At 51.7% G+C, this 15,547-nt stretch carries 11 protein-coding genes; 9 read left to right on the top strand and 2 right to left on the bottom strand.

What is annotated here, in order from left to right; translation table 11 throughout:
- The first annotated feature begins 62 nt into the window (after window positions 1-62).
- The gene (locus tag ABLU78_RS02815) at window positions 63-929 is read left to right on the top strand and encodes an aldo/keto reductase (protein WP_045387602.1); all 867 of its coding nucleotides are present in this window, start codon (window positions 63-65) and stop codon (window positions 927-929) included.
- 125 nt (window positions 930-1,054) lie between these two features.
- Here ABLU78_RS02815 and ABLU78_RS02810 read toward each other — a convergent pair whose 3' ends face one another.
- Both ABLU78_RS02810 and ABLU78_RS02805 read right to left on the bottom strand, forming a co-directional pair.
- Window positions 1,055-2,734, bottom strand: a complete 1,680-nt coding sequence (locus ABLU78_RS02810; RefSeq protein ID WP_042892635.1) for a glycoside hydrolase family 43 protein — start codon at window positions 2,732-2,734, stop codon at window positions 1,055-1,057.
- A gap of 43 nt (window positions 2,735-2,777) precedes the next feature.
- On the bottom strand, window positions 2,778-4,217 hold the full coding sequence (locus ABLU78_RS02805; protein WP_162182290.1) for an MFS transporter: 1,440 nt from the start codon (window positions 4,215-4,217) through the stop codon (window positions 2,778-2,780).
- Between the two features lie 598 nt (window positions 4,218-4,815).
- On the opposite strand from ABLU78_RS02805, the gene ABLU78_RS02800 reads away from it, so the two are divergent.
- The 8 genes from ABLU78_RS02800 (at window position 4,816) to ABLU78_RS02765 (ending at window position 15,520) form a co-directional block, all read left to right on the top strand.
- Window positions 4,816-6,198: a carbohydrate porin gene (locus ABLU78_RS02800; RefSeq protein ID WP_048228820.1), complete on the top strand. Its 1,383-nt coding sequence runs from the start codon at window positions 4,816-4,818 to the stop codon at window positions 6,196-6,198.
- A gap of 400 nt (window positions 6,199-6,598) precedes the next feature.
- On the top strand, window positions 6,599-7,090 hold the full coding sequence (gene tssB, locus ABLU78_RS02795; RefSeq protein WP_045363134.1) for a type VI secretion system contractile sheath small subunit: 492 nt from the start codon (window positions 6,599-6,601) through the stop codon (window positions 7,088-7,090).
- 42 nt (window positions 7,091-7,132) lie between these two features.
- Entirely contained in the window at window positions 7,133-8,668 is a 1,536-nt protein-coding gene (gene tssC, locus ABLU78_RS02790) for a type VI secretion system contractile sheath large subunit (RefSeq protein WP_048229294.1), read from the top strand.
- A gap of 119 nt (window positions 8,669-8,787) precedes the next feature.
- Window positions 8,788-9,279 carry a type VI secretion system effector Hcp gene (gene hcp / locus ABLU78_RS02785; protein ID WP_015366299.1) on the top strand — a complete coding sequence of 164 codons (492 nt, stop codon included), beginning with the start codon at window positions 8,788-8,790 and terminating at the stop codon, window positions 9,277-9,279.
- 166 nt (window positions 9,280-9,445) lie between these two features.
- The gene (gene tssH, locus ABLU78_RS02780) at window positions 9,446-12,115 is read left to right on the top strand and encodes a type VI secretion system ATPase TssH (protein ID WP_048228819.1); all 2,670 of its coding nucleotides are present in this window, start codon (window positions 9,446-9,448) and stop codon (window positions 12,113-12,115) included.
- A complete protein-coding gene (gene tssA / locus ABLU78_RS02775) occupies window positions 12,115-13,701 on the top strand; it encodes a type VI secretion system protein TssA (protein WP_048228818.1) in 1,587 nt (528 codons plus the stop codon). Before tssH ends, tssA begins: the two co-directional genes overlap by 1 nt.
- A 14-nt stretch (window positions 13,702-13,715) precedes the next feature.
- On the top strand, window positions 13,716-14,159 hold the full coding sequence (gene tssE, locus ABLU78_RS02770) for a type VI secretion system baseplate subunit TssE (protein WP_020078623.1): 444 nt from the start codon (window positions 13,716-13,718) through the stop codon (window positions 14,157-14,159).
- 20 nt (window positions 14,160-14,179) lie between these two features.
- The gene (locus ABLU78_RS02765) at window positions 14,180-15,520 is read left to right on the top strand and encodes a VasL domain-containing protein (protein WP_048228817.1); all 1,341 of its coding nucleotides are present in this window, start codon (window positions 14,180-14,182) and stop codon (window positions 15,518-15,520) included.
- Window positions 15,521-15,547 lie beyond the last annotated feature (27 nt).

Genomic DNA, 15,547 nt, shown 5'->3' with positions numbered 1-15,547 from the left:
CAGACTAATCATGGTGGTGTTTCCGGCCTAAAATGGTGTTTTAACATGACAGGGGCCTTGCCGTGAAATATTCAGTATTAAGTAACAACCTCAGAATGCCGATGGTCGGCTTTGGCGTGTTTAAGGTTACCGATAAAGAAGAGTGTAAGCAGTCGGTATTATGCGCTATTCGTACCGGTTATCGCCTGATTGATACCGCTGCCATCTACGCCAATGAAGATGCCGTGGGTGACGCGGTTCGCGAGGCCATCGCTGAAGGGTTGTGTACCCGTGAGGAGTTATTTATCACGTCGAAACTGTGGGTTCAGGACATGGCCAACGGCGATGTGGCTAAAGCCGGTATTGAAGCGTCGCTGAAAAAATCGGGCCTGGAGTATTTTGATCTCTATTTATTGCATCAGGCCATGGGCGATTATTTCAGCGCCTGGCGCGCGCTGGAAGAGGCTTATGAAGCCGGTAAACTGAAAGCCATCGGCGTGTCCAACTTCTACGCTCACGTGTTAGTTAATTTCTGTGAAACCGTCAGAATTAAGCCCATGGTGAACCAGGTCGAATTACATCCTTACTTTGCGCAATCCTCCGCGCTGGAAACCATGAAGCGCTATAACGTTCAGCCCGAAGCCTGGGCGCCGTTAGGCGGCGGGAGACATAAACCGTATGAAAATGAAATGCTGCAGGGGATTGCCGCTGCCCATCAAAAAACCATCGCCCAGGTTATTCTGCGCTGGAACGTGCAGCGCGGCGTCACGGTAATTCCTAAATCCACCCGGCAGGAACGTATTGCAGAAAACTTTGATCTTTGGGATTTCTCCCTAACCGATAGCGAAATGGCGCAAATTAGTGCACTGGATTTAGGCTATGTGGGTGAAGCGGTGAAACATTTTAATCCGGAATTTGTACGTGGTTGTCTGGGCGTTAAAAAGCAGTAAAAAAGTCATAACGAGACGGTGGGGGAACCCACCGTCCTGATATAAACATTGCCAATCCACAGATCTTCGCTTTCTTCTTACCGGGTTAATATGCGCCAGGTTGACTATAAAAGACGTTCATCAAACTAATCAGCACGTAGCTCGCCAGCCTCCCAACTATAAACATCCGTGCCAATTAACGAGTCGCCAAGCTCTTGATAATCGAAATCATAAAAATCAGCACAGGCGCCGTAGCCGGAGTAGTCCACTGCCGCAAGACCGACAAATGCTCCGGTAAAGAAACCGCCATAGCTCTGCAGGACATAGTCATCGGAAAGGACGGCGGCATCGAAAACTACCGGGATTTCAATAAACTCGGCGCCGTCAAAACTATACTCATAGCTATAGGTCTGCTTCCTGACTTTTGTCCGTAACCACACGTATTCGACGTCGTCAGGAATATTAATCGCGTTATCTTTCAGGTACGAAGTATATTTTCCACGATTGTTTTCGGCAACCTCGATGACTCTGCCGTTAATTTCATTCCAGGTTACAAAAGCAAAACTCCAGTGACGGTCGTTGTAGTAATTGGTTAATCCGGCCATTTGTTGGTAGCTGAAAGGATTAAAAGCGACTTTAACTTCAGCATTAAAGTAAAAGGCTTGCCAGCGGCGAGCAATAAGCGACAAATCATGCGTATTCGCTAATGATCCCTGGCCGATTAAGGTAAGCTTTCCGTCGCCTGTGGTACCCATCTTTTCGGTAAACGGTACCCGCAGTGTATTCCAGTTGAGATTAAGCGTTGGCGTAGTAAATTCATCGTGCTGGCTATTATCTTTCGCGCTTTCAGTATAAATGGCGTCTTTTGGACCCTCAACAAACGTTTTACCGCCGTGACCGCCCACAATGCGCGGCCAACCATCGTCATCCCAGTACACTTTTTGGATAGCCGTTTCCCGGCCAAGCGTGGACCAGCCGCGAGGATCATAGATTGATTCTCCGGGACGATTCCACGGACGAGCGCACAGCGAAGCATAATACCATTCGCCTTCGGGCGTCGAAACCAAAGCGCCGTGTCCTTGCTTCTGGATATAGCTGTCAGGGGTATCAACGTTAGTTAAGAATACTTCTCCAGGCTCGGTTTCAAAGCTGTCGGCATTTAAAGTGGTGGAACGGGCCACCACCTCCTGATGAGTAAATACCGTCCCCCCTTGAGCGGCAAAGAGATAGTAATAACCGTTCAGTTTATAGAGATGCGGCCCCTCAACGAGCGCTACTGCGGTACCGCGATAGATGGTCCGTGCGGTTTCCGGCATTAATTTTAAAGTTGTTGTATCAAGCTCTGTTAAGGTAATCCCATCAAAAGGATGGTGGTACTCCCGATGATCCCACGTCTGTTGCACAATATATTTACGGCCATCATCGTCATGGAAAAGTGAAGCATCGAAACCCACGCCATTCAGTTTTATCGGCGCACTCCACGGGCCGCGAATATCTGTTGCGGTGGTCAGGTAGTTTGTCATGTCTTTAAAGGCACCTTCGGTGACTTTCACATCGGTATACACTAACCAGAATTTACCATCCGCATAAGAGAGCGCCGGAGCCCAAATACCGCCTGAAGACGGATTCCCCTTCATATCTAAGAGGGTAGTGGTTGACAATGGCGACGGCAGAAGATTCCAGTGCTTCAGATCTTTTGATTCATGTAAACGAACGCCAGGAAACCACTCAAATGTCGAGTTGGCGATATAGTAGGTGTCCTCAACACGGATAATGCTGGGGTCGGCATTAAAACCACGTAATATAGGGTTTTGGATAAGGGACATATTATTACACCTTTATAAATTTAAAGTTTACTCTGTATTGGATTTACACCCGAATCTCATCAAGCTGGCGGTTAATGTCGCTGACGTGTTTGTCTGAGATGGGATAAATTTGCATGACGATCATTGCTACAATCGCTAAGGCGATGGGGATCCAGACCGCTGTCATCATAATCCCATCGATAGCGTTCGCGCTTTGCTGCGCGCCGGTTTCATTAAATCCATAGACGGCCAGCAGCCACAGAGGAATGGCGCCGCCAATGGTAAAGCCAATCTTGAAAAACAGGCCCATAATGGCATTAATAATTGCTGCATTTCGCTTACCAGACTTTAATTCACCATAAGCAATAACTTCAGGAACCAGCGCCCACATAAATCCGGTGGCTGAGGTTAAGCCCCACTGTTTAATGAATGTGGCGATGTAAGCAAGCCACAGCGCATCGTGCATGCCTTCACGCGACCAGACGTAAGTTAATAATTCACCAGCAATAAACATTCCCAGGAAAATGTGGAAGAAGCCTTTTTTACCAAAAATCTTTTTTAGTTTTGGCCAAAATATGGGGAACGCAATGCCGGGTATAGAGGCGACCAGCCCAACGGCGCCCATCCATTCGGAGTGACCAACAACATACTGATTGAAAAAGCCGTTAACCGTGTTCATAAAGAACATGAAGGTAAAGGCCAGCATGAAAAACAATCCAAGAATGACGAGTGGACGATTATTTTTAAGTTCAAGGAACAGATCGGTTGTTTTAACGTTGGCGGTCTGTTCCGCGGTCGCAACAACGCGTTCTTTAGTGAATTTATAGCAAATGAAAAGTGCCACCGCACCTAATAACATATACACGGAGTAGACGCCGAACCAGGCGTAATTTGCTGATGGATCGGTATAGTTTCCCAGATTGAGTTCTATGCCAAAAAAACCGGTATCCTTCAGGCTACGGTCTTTTGGTGAGGCCATTTGCACGAACATCGGAAAAAGGGTATACACCAGAAGATTGGCGCTATTAGCCAGCATCATTCGCGTACTGGTTAATTTATCAATAGATTCCGGATCTCTTGTCAGTGAGGCATTAAGAGAACCATAAGGGATATTCACCAGGGAGTAAACTAAATCCAGCGCTAAATAAATGATAAAGGCGAACGGTACGGAACCTCTCACGCCAGGAATGGGAGCAAAAAGCAAAGCGGAAAGGATCACCAGCGGCACGCCGGCTCTTAACAGCCAGGGACGGTATTTACCCGCGACTGACGTTCTTTTGTCTACATAGGTTCCAACCATCGGATCCCAAAACACATTGATTATTCGTACGAAAAGAAAAATGAACCCCGCAGTGGCCGTACTGATCGTATTCACCGTCAACATATGTAGAGCAAGAAAGCCGCCTATTGTGCCGAAAACCAGGTTTTGCGCAAAATCGCCCATCCCGTAGCCAATACGTTCCCCACGAGTTAACTTATGATATTCATCATTGCGACTTTGCATTATTTTTTTACCCATTCTGAGCAGACTCCGGTTTGTTGTGTGAGTGTGAAACACTTTCTGACACAAATGATCTCGAAGAATCTATTACGTTTTTAAATTAATTAATTATGTTTTTTTACTTCTGTGATCCTCAGAGCAATAGCCACTTGACACAATCTATGTACTCTATATGGATTTTCTCGCATTAAATATTTGAAAGTAATATTTGCGAGGTGGCTCACATTTGAGTGTTTTCTCAATCGCTGAGTGAAATATCGTAATTGAGCAACCGGTTTATAGAATACAGGATGTGTCATAGTTGTTACATTTCTTACATTCACCAATGTCGGAGGTATTATGCCATCTTAGTTTAGGCGGATAACTATCAAGGGTTTTACTCACCATATAATGATGCCCACGCGGCAGAATCACTGTGGCGATGATTTTCTATCAGCGCTAATCATTAATTTCGATTGTGGAGAAAGAATTACGATACTAGTTTAAAACCTCTGTAATGGTACAAAATAAAAATAAATTGTTCTCACAGTAGCGACATATTCTGCGTAGCCAGAGTAAGTTTGTTATTGTCTGAATAAAATTAACCTCTATTGAGATAATGATGACAATGATTAGAAAGCTTCCATTAACTATGGCGGTTATCGCCGCGTTTTCTCCGTTTACCTCTGTAATAGCCCAAGAATTTACCCAGGAACAGATCGACGCCATCGTCGCCAAAGCGGTTGATAAAGCGCTGGCCGACCGCCAGGCTAAAATTGATGCCGCGGCCGATAAAAAGGTCGACGTGATGACCAACCCGCAGACCACCGCCGCTTCGCCGGATATGGCGATCCCTTTCGGCCTGAAATTTAGCGGCTACGCCCGCTATGGCGCCCATTTCCAGACCGGCGACCAGAAATATGTCGGCGTCGACGGCTCCTATAACGGCGCCTCGGCGATTGGCCGTCTCGGTAACGAAAGCAACGGAGGCGAATTCCAGATCAGCAAAGCATTCAAAAGCGCGCAGGGAGCCATCTGGGATCTCAACGTCATGTTTGACCACTGGAGCGACGAGGTTAACCTGAAAAAAGCCTACGTCGGCGTCACCAACGTCCTCGAATCCAACCCCAACGCCTATATCTGGGCCGGCCGCGATTTCCACCAGCGCCCGCAACAGGGGATCAACGACTACTTCTGGATGAACCACGACGGTCAGGGCGCGGGGGTGAAGAACTTCGATATCGGCGGCGTGCAGTTCGACGTGGCGACGGTGTCGCAGGTGAAATCCTGTAGCCCGGAAGTGATGGCCGATGAGACCAACCCGTCGCGCATCACCTGTACCGGCAGCTCGGATACCGGCGATAACGGTCACTACGCGCTGACCACCAAAACCCACAACATCAAGGCCGGGCCGATCGACGTCGAGGTGTACGCCAACTACGGCTTTGACTCAAAAGCGGTGGACAGCGACGCGCGCCTCGATGCCTGGCAGGGCGGGCTGGTGCTGAGCCACACCAACGACAGCGGGGTGAACAAAGTGATCCTGCGCTACTCCGACAACTCGGATAACAGCGTCTACAACAAAACCGACGACCTGACCACGGTCTACGCCAGCTTCGAGGGCAGCCATAAGTTCACTCAGCAGGCGCAGATCGAGTATCTGCTGGCCTTCCACGACTACGACAACGGCAAGGATAATACCGACAACCGTAAAAACTACGGCGCGATCGTCCGGCCAATGTACTTCTGGAACGATGTGCACTCGACCTGGCTGGAAGCGGGCTACCAGCGCGTTGACTACGACCAGGGCGGGGATAACCACGGCTGGAAGCTGACGCTGTCGCAGAACATCGCCATCGGCATGGGTCCGGAGTTCCGCCCGATGCTGCGCTTCTATGTGACCGGCGGCCAGGTGAATAACGAGCACACCGCGAAAGTAGACGGCACCAGCGACGAGCGGTTGGATTCGCTGAACATCGGCGGTATGTTTGAGGCCTGGTTCTGAGAGAATGTGTTTACGGGAATACCAGACTGGCCTATGCCAGTCTGGTAGTTTTTGGCGCCCAGAACGCTATTTTATTAACTTCTATATTAATAGTTCCTTTTAATAATTCCTTTATTAAAAGGAATGAGTTTATGTCGACTCTGAAAGTTGAATTTATAATATTTAAATAGTTTCCATCTGTGATTGAGTAAATTACATATTGGTTGTCGTGTTGAGGTTGCATGAGTTATTGGTTGAAATTATTGCTTGCCAGCGATATTGATCTATGCCAATTAAATGACTCGTTATCTCTGGATCTTCGTATCTGCTGGTTGATATATTGCCCTGGTTTCTTTAAACATAACGTTGTGAATAAAACGAAATTTACTCCACAATCATTCCTTAAGGAAAAGGGACCGCTATGGCTGATTCATTCCAGAATGAGGTGCCGAAGGCACGTATTAATTTAAAATTATCCTTACATACCGGGGGGGCGCAGAAGAAGGTTGAACTACCGCTTAAATTGCTCACCGTTGGTGATTTCAGTAATGGAAAAGAGCATCGACCATTGGCCGAGCGCCAGAAAATAGATATCAATAAGAATAATTTTAATAGCGTACTTTCTGAATTTAACCCAGAGATCAATCTCACCGTTGAGAATACTCTGGCCAGTGATAACTCAGAAGACAATGTTAAACTGCGTTTTTCCGATATAAAAGACTTTGAGCCCGAACAGGTTGCCCGGCAAATCCCTCAACTTCGCGCCATGCTGGCGATGCGTAATTTATTACGCGATCTCAAATCGAACCTGCTAGATAACGCTACTTTCAGAAAAGAGCTTGAGAGAATCCTTAAAGATCCAGCTCTGTCCAGCGAATTACGCGCCGAAATGAGTGCCCTTGCCGGGAAGTAAACGGCGGTCATCTCTTTTAATGGATTAACCGGGAATATGCTGATGTCTGTAAATACTGAAACGAACCCCGCGCAGGGGCAAACCGCCGTAATGAACAAAGAAAGCGTTTACGCTTCTCTGTTTGAAAAAATCAATCTGAGCCCGGCATCAAGCCTTGGCGATATTAATGTCTTTCTGGACGATGCGGCGCTATCAGAGGCCACGGCGGGGGAACGCCTGACCGCGGCGATGCAGGTTTTTATGGACTGCATTCGTCAATCCGGTCAGCAGGTGGAGAAACTCGATAAAACGCTTATTGACCACCACATCGCGGAGCTGGATTTCCGTATAAGCCGTCAACTCGATGCTGTTATGCATCACCCGGAGTTCCAGAAGGTGGAATCTCTGTGGCGCGGCCTGAAGCAACTGGTAGATAACACCGACTATCGCCAGAACGTGAAAACCGAAATCCTCGATGTGTCCAAAGACGATTTACGTCAGGATTTTGAAGATGCGCCAGAGCTGATACAGAGCGGTCTGTACTGGCATACTTACACCGCCGAATACGACACCCCCGGCGGCGAGCCGATAGGCTCGGTAATTTCAGCGTACGAGTTTGACGCCAGCCCGCAGGACATGGCGCTGTTGCGTAATATTTCGAAAGTCTCCGCTGCGGCGCATATGCCATTTATCGGCGCCGTAGGGCCGAAATTTTTCCTCAAGGATTCAATGGAGGAAGTCGCGGCGATTAAAGATATCGGCATCTATTTCGATCGCGCTGAGTACATTAAATGGAAATCGTTCCGCGATACCGATGACTCGCGCTATATCGGCCTGGTCATGCCGCGGGTATTGGGACGTCTGCCGTATGGGCCGGACACGGTTCCGGTGCGCAGCTTTAACTACATTGAGCAGGTAAAGGGGCCGGATCACGAAAAGTATCTGTGGACCAGCGCGTCATTCGCCTTCGCCTCGAACATGGTACGCAGCTTTATTCAAAATGGCTGGTGCGTGCAAATCCGCGGCCCGCAGGCGGGCGGCGCGGTGAAAGATCTTCCCATTCACCTCTATGATCTCGGCACCGGAAATCAGGTGAAAATCCCTTCCGAGGTGATGATCCCGGAAACCCGTGAGTTCGAATTCGCCAATCTGGGCTTCATTCCGCTGTCTTATTATAAGAACCGTGACTACGCCTGCTTCTTCTCGGCTAACTCAACTCAGAAACCCGCGCTGTACGACACCGCGGATGCGACAGCCAATAGCCGTATCAACGCCCGCCTGCCGTACATCTTCCTGCTGTCGCGCATCGCCCACTACCTGAAACTGATCCAACGCGAGAACATCGGCACCACCAAAGATCGTCGCCTGCTTGAGCTGGAGCTCAATACCTGGGTTCGTGGCCTGGTTACGGAAATGACCGATCCGGGTGACGAACTGCAGGCCTCACATCCGTTGCGTGATGCGAAAGTGGTAGTGGAAGATATCGAGGATAATCCAGGCTTCTTCCGCGTCAAGCTGTACGCGGTGCCGCACTTCCAGGTGGAAGGCATGGACGTCAATTTGTCTCTGGTTAGCCAGATGCCGAAGGCGAAAGGGTAACACGCCTGTCACTATCCAGGTCGTCTGGCTCGACAGGCTACAGCCTGTCTGGCGACAGACAACACACCCGCGCCATCTCAGGATGATGGCGTGTCAAAAAATGAAATGGAGTAATTAACATGGCAATACCAGTCTATTTGTGGTTGAAAGACGACGGCGGGGCGGACATTAAAGGTTCCGTGGATGTGAAGGATCGTGAAGGCAGCATCGAAGTGGTGGCGCAGGAGCATAACCTGTACATCCCGACCGACAACAACACCGGAAAGCTAACCGGCACGCGTATCCACACGCCGTTTCTGTTTACCAAGGAAATCGACTCCTCAAGCCCCTATCTCTACAAGGCGGTGACTACCGGCCAGACGCTGAAGTCTGCCGAATTCAAGTGGTACAAAATCAATGATGCTGGTCAGGAAGTGGAATACTTCAACACCAAACTGGAAAACGTGAAAGTGGTGAAGGTCAATCCGCTGATGCACGACATCAAGAACCCAGCCTACGAGAAGCACAGCCATCTTGAGCAGATTGAACTGCGCTACGAAAAAATCACCTGGACCTATAAAGACGGCAACATCATTCATTCCGATTCATGGAATGAACGAACGACAGCCTGACGCCCGAAGCAGGCGGTTCGCCGTCTGCTTTTTTGCTAAGCGCCTGTGACCGCTGGCTTTTAGCAAAAAACAATCAGCCTGCCCGACCTTGTGCGCTTTGGTCTCCTGCATCACGGGAAACGGCGATGGGCGGTAGCGTGTCCGGAATCGACAAAGAGAGAGCCTCATGGAAAACCCAGCCATCCTGTTACGCCGTTTAAACCCTTACTGCGCCCGCGCCCTGGAAGGCGCCGCTTCGCTGTGTCAGGCCCGCGCGCATGCGCAAATCCTTCCAGAACACTGGCTGCTAAAACTACTGGAGCAGGGCGAGGGAGACCTGACCGTTTTAGCGCGGCGTTATGAGTGGGATATGGACGCTATCTGGCAGGATCTGCTCTCTTTTCTGGAAACGCTTCCACGTTCGGTACACAGCCGGCCGCAGCTGTCCGGCAGCATCCAGAGCCTGATGCAGGAGGCGTGGTTAAGAGCTTCACTGGCGGGGGAGACCTCTCTACGCAGTGTTCATCTACTGATGGCGTTAGTCAGCAACCCAACGCGGGTGCGCTGTGACAGTCTGTGGCCGCTGTTAACGTTGGGACAAGCGCAGCTTGAACACCTGCGACCATTATTAGATATGCAGTCTGATGAGCGCCCGGAATTACAGCCAGATGAGCCTGGCCACGCTGGCGATGTGGATTTTGTCGGCCGCCCCGTGGAATCGGCCGTGAAGTCCGCTGAGATGAACCCAGCATTACAGAACGCGCTGGATAAATTTACCCTTGATATCACTGCTCGTGCCCGTGAAGGCAAAATCGACCCGGTTTTTGGTCGCGATAACGAAATTCGTCAAATGGTGGATATCCTGTCGCGCAGGAGAAAAAACAACCCAATCCTGGTTGGCGAACCCGGTGTCGGCAAAACCGCGCTGGTCGAAGGGCTGGCGTTGCGTATCGCGGAGGGCAACGTGCCGGACAGTCTGAAGCCGGTTTCATTGCGTACGTTGGATCTCGGCTTACTGCAGGCCGGCGCAGGCGTCAAAGGGGAATTCGAACAGCGGCTTAAGAACATTATCGAAGCGGTACAGCAGTCGCCTGTCCCGGTGCTGCTGTTTATCGATGAAGCTCATACTATCATCGGCGCAGGCAACCAGGCCGGTGGCGCGGATGCCGCTAATTTGCTCAAACCGGCCTTGGCGCGCGGCGAACTGCGAACTATCGCCGCCACGACCTGGAGTGAGTATAAGCAGTACTTTGAGCGTGATGCTGCGCTGGAGCGCCGCTTCCAGATGGTCAAAGTCGACGAACCGGACGATGACACCGCCTGTCTGATGCTACGCGGGCTAAAATCTCGCTATGCTCAGCATCACGGGGTACATATCACCGATGAAGCCATTCGCGCCGCCGTGACACTTTCCCGACGCTATCTCACCGGCCGTCAGTTGCCAGATAAAGCGGTGGACCTCCTGGATACCGCATCGGCCCGCATTCGCATGGGAATCGATACGGTGCCGGAATCGTTGACGCGTATGAAAGCGCAAATCACGGCGCTGGAAATGGAAAAACAGGCGCTGCTGGAAGATGCCATGGTCGGTAGCGGTAGCGACGAAGCGCGGCTGGCGGCAATTGAGCTGGAAGAATCGCGTATTATTTTACAGCTTGACGATCTGGAAACGCAGTACGGCCTGGAACTGAAGCTGACCGAGCAACTGCTGAGCTGCCGAGCCGATCCTTCCCGCCGCAAGGAGATCGGCGCATTACAGAGCCAACTTGCCAGCGTCCAGAATAACCATCCGCTGCTGGGGCTGGATGTCGATTTACGTACCGTAGCAACGGTGATTGCCGACTGGACCGGGGTACCGCTCTCTTCATTGCTGAAGGACGAGCAGACGGAACTGCTGGGTCTCGAATTTCATTTGGATAAACGAGTGGTGGGGCAGGATATGGCGCTAAACGCCATTGCCCAGAGACTGCGGGCGACCAAAACCGGGCTTGCGCCGGATAACGGCCCGCAGGGCGTATTTCTGCTTGTCGGTCCGAGCGGCTCTGGAAAAACGGAAACCGCACTGGCGCTGGCTGATGAGCTGTTCGCTGGTGAGAGATCGCTGATTACCATCAATCTTTCCGAATATCAGGAGCCGCATACGGTGTCCCAACTGAAAGGATCGCCTCCCGGTTATGTCGGCTACGGTCAGGGGGGGATTCTCACCGAAGCGGTACGCAAACGTCCGTACAGCGTGGTCCTGCTTGATGAAGTGGAAAAAGCGCATCGCGATGTGATGAATTTATTCTACCAGGTGTTCGACCGTGGCTTTATGCGCGATGGCGAAGGACGCGAAATCGACTTCCGTAATACGGTGATCCTGATGACCTCAAACCTCGGCAGCGATCGGCTGATGCAGATGCTGAAGGAGCAGCCGGAAGCGACAGAATCCGATTTACATGACCTGTTGCGGCCGGTGCTGCGAGAACATTTTCAACCAGCGCTGCTCGCGCGTTTCCAGACCATTATTTACCGGCCGCTCAGCCAGCCGGCGATGCGCAAAATTGTCAACATGAAACTCAACCAGGTCAGCCAGCGTTTGTATCGTCATTACGGTATGACAACCGATATTGCCGAAGGCCTGTACGATGCGTTGACGGACGCTTGCCTGCTGCCGGATACCGGCGCGCGTAACATTGACAGCCTGCTTAATCAACAAATTCTACCGGTGCTGAGTCAGCAACTGTTGAGCCATCTGGCGGCAGGGTTGAAACCACTACATCTGGCTCTGGATTGGGATGAAGAAGAGGGGATTTCACTGGTTTTTAAAACGGAAGAAAACGCGCCAGGCTTAGATATTCCGGAAGGATGCGAGTAATGGCGTCCATTGAAACCCTGATTTCTGCCTGCCAGTTGCAGGTTAATGAGCTGGAGAGGCTGGCACAGTCACATATTATCCTGTGGGAACGCTGGCTGCAGCCGATTGCAGATGGTGAGCCCGTCGGAGAGGAGCCGGGTTACGATGATGATTTCCAGCAAATACGCGAGGAAGTGAATAAACTTTCTGGCGCGGATACCGAACGCATTCTGCTGCTGGCGGAAAAACTGCTGACCGCCACCGCTAAGGATATTCGTGTCGCCACCTACTACGTTTGGGCGAGACTACATCGCGATGGCGAAGCAGGGCTTGCGGAGGGGCTGGCGTTACTGGCTGGATTACTACAGCGTTTCGGCATGAAACTTCATCCCCAGCGGGAGCGCAGTAGAATCGCGGCGCTGGAGTGGCTATGCAGCGGTCGTATGCTGGACAGCCTGTCACTCTATCCGGAAGTGACAAAAGAGGGGACTGGCCGTATTGCCGCGGCGTTATGGGGGATAGAAAAGCGCCTGGCAGACAGTGAAAGTAAAGAACGGGCCCAGCTTAATAGTCTCTATGCCGCACTGGAGTCGCGGGTTTTGAAATCTGGCGGTATGGATGCCCTGGTGCCACAGAGCATCGGTGAATCCTCAGGCCAAACGTCGGTATCGGGGGATGTACCCACACTGAAAGGTATTGCCTCGGGCCAGGAGCTTCTCGCTCAGGCACGCACCCTGGCGCAGTACCTGAGAAACCAATCAGATGGTTGGCTCGCCGCTCACCGAATGATAAAAAATCTTCGTCACGACACCCTGCACCAGCTACCGTTGTTGACGGTCGAGGGTAAGACCCGCATTGAACCACCTAAACCAGAACAGCGGGCGCAGCTAAAGCGGCTCTATCTGCAGCAGAGCTGGCGGGAGCTGCTGGAGGAGGCGGACAGCCTGTTGGCGCGCGGGTCAAATCATCTGTGGCTGGACGTGCAATGGTATCTGTATCAGGCGTTGATGAAATCCGGGCAGGAAGCCGAGGCGGCCATTATTCAGGACGATCTGAAAGGGCTGCTTTCACGGCTAAGAGGGTTGGAAACACTGGCCTTTAACGATGGTACGCCATTCGCTGATGAAGTGACGCTTAACTGGATACAACTGCAGGTCATGGATGAACCGGGCAACTGGCAGGACGAGCCTGCCACCACGGCGTCCGGTGAGAACGATATCCTGCAACTGGAGCCGGAGGCGCTCGCCCTGGCCGACCGTGAGGGGACCGAAGCAGCGCTTATGTGGCTGCAAAATCGTCCTGATGCTAACACTCCCCGCCATTGTTGGCTGCTGCGCTTGCTGATGGCGCGTATTGCAGAACAAAACGGTAAAAATGAGCTTGCGCTGCACCTGCTGGGGGAGCTGGACAGGAACGCTGCCTGCGTTACGCTCTCGCAATGGGAGCCGGATTTGCTGTTCGAGGTTAAAGCGCGGCGATTAAAACTATTACGCATGAAGGCCGGACGTAGTGAAGCAGAAAAAAAACGCCTGCAAGCGGAAATGGAACAACTGCTCGCGGGGCTTATTGCCATTGAGCCTGCGCGAGCGGTGGTGCTGTGCGATTAGTCAGGAGAAAAACAATGCCACGCCCCTCACTTTACGACACCCTGTTTGGTAATTTCTCCGGCGGTCTCGATCTGCATCAGATCGGTGAAGAAAATCAGGTCATTTTATCGGTGCTTGATAATATGCAGCGTATCCTCAACTGCCGGGCTGGCACGCTGGCGCATCTTCCGGATTACGGTCTGCCGGATATGACAAAAATTCTCCAGGGGATGCCGGGTAGCGCGCACCAGTTAATGACCACGCTGTCCGCGGTACTGCTCAAATACGAACCGCGGCTGAAGAGCCTCCGTGTGGAGATGCTCGAACAGACACAGCCGGGCGAACTGCGTTATGCCATCGACGCGGAACTGAAGGAAATTGGTCTGGTACGCTATGGCACGGAATTTATGCCTGAAGGCAGGGTTCTCCTTCGCCATCTGAAACAGCAACAGTATCTGAATGCCCGCACCGCTATTTAGCCCTCACTCTGGTTACTCCTATGACAACTTATCCTAAGCGTCACCTGACTACCGGCGGCGATCCGCGCACGCTGGCAGACTACGCAAAGCTGCGTGAAGAAATGCATAAACTCAGCCACCCGGCGCGCCCCGACGTTGACTGGCTGTACGCAGAACGGCTTTGTCTGTCGCTGTTTGACCGTAACGGCGTAGAGCTGCAGACTGCGGCCTGGTATACGCTTGCCCGTACGCAGTTAACCGGTTTATCCGGGCTGAATGAAGGCCTGGCTATCCTGGAAACGCTGATTACCCGTCAGTGGGGGAGCCTTTGGCCACAGCCGGTACACGCGCGCATGGAAATCCTCAGCGGTTTGGGTAAACGGCTACAGCAAGCGCTGCGTACGCTGACGCTGACCTATGCCGATCTTAGTTTGATTTATGAGGCGGAAGCGCATCTGAAAGCGCTGGATGCTGCGCTGCAGCGTCTGGAATTAAAGCATGCCAGTCAGTTTGATGCGTTGCTCAATTTGATGCATAACGCGGCGGTACGGCTGGAGAACAGCGATGGCGTAACTAGCGCTGATACCCTACCGCACGTAGTCGCGATGGAGAATGCTTCCACCCATTTGGATGAGCGGGTTGAGCGAACGAAGTGGATTTATATTGCGCCGCCGGAAACGCTGCCACACGTGCAAGCCGGCAATGAGCGTCAGAATTCTGAAAAACGATGGCGACCTTTTGTGGCCGGTATGCTGACGATGCTGGCGCTGGCCGCAGCGGCGGGATGGGGGTGGCAGGCGATGGCTAAACCAGAGCCGGAACAGCGGCAATTCGCTCTCAGTCTGGCGCCATTGCCGACGGTACTTTCGCCAGATCAGTTACGCTCCTTTTCTCAGCACGCACCGCCAGCAGACGATGGGATAAAGCAGACCCGGCAGCAGCTGTCAGATCTGACCCAACTCAAGCCGAATTGGGCCATCGACTATAGCGAGCAACTGGTACAACAGGCACAAGTGCTATGGCCGGAGCAGGCGAAAGCATTGTCCTCGCAGTGGCGGCAGCAGATCATAGCCGCCGCGCTGCCGGCGGAAAACCTCACCGGCTGGTATCAGGGAATGCTGCAACTGCAGCAATTAACTCAGCGTCTGGATGCCCTGGATGAACAGAAGGGGAAATACATGACGGTTAGTGAACTCAAATCTGCGGTGTTCGCCATTACTCAGTCTTTTAATCGAACCGTCCCGGCTGAAGAACAGTTACGTCAACTATCAGCGATGACAGAAGGACAAATCAGCCGCGCTGCGCAGCAACAACAGGCGGAACAACACCTGCAGCAGCTGATAGTCTCTTATGCGCTACTGAAAAGTAAAATGGCGGAATAGCTTCGCGCAAGGCGTAAGGGCTGGGGC

The organism is Klebsiella sp. JN_Kp122 (assembly GCF_040062085.1).
Taxonomy (GTDB): domain Bacteria; phylum Pseudomonadota; class Gammaproteobacteria; order Enterobacterales; family Enterobacteriaceae; genus Klebsiella; species Klebsiella aerogenes.
The sequence above is the reverse complement of the archived record's forward strand: the minus strand, read 5'-3'. Positions and strand labels throughout refer to the sequence as shown.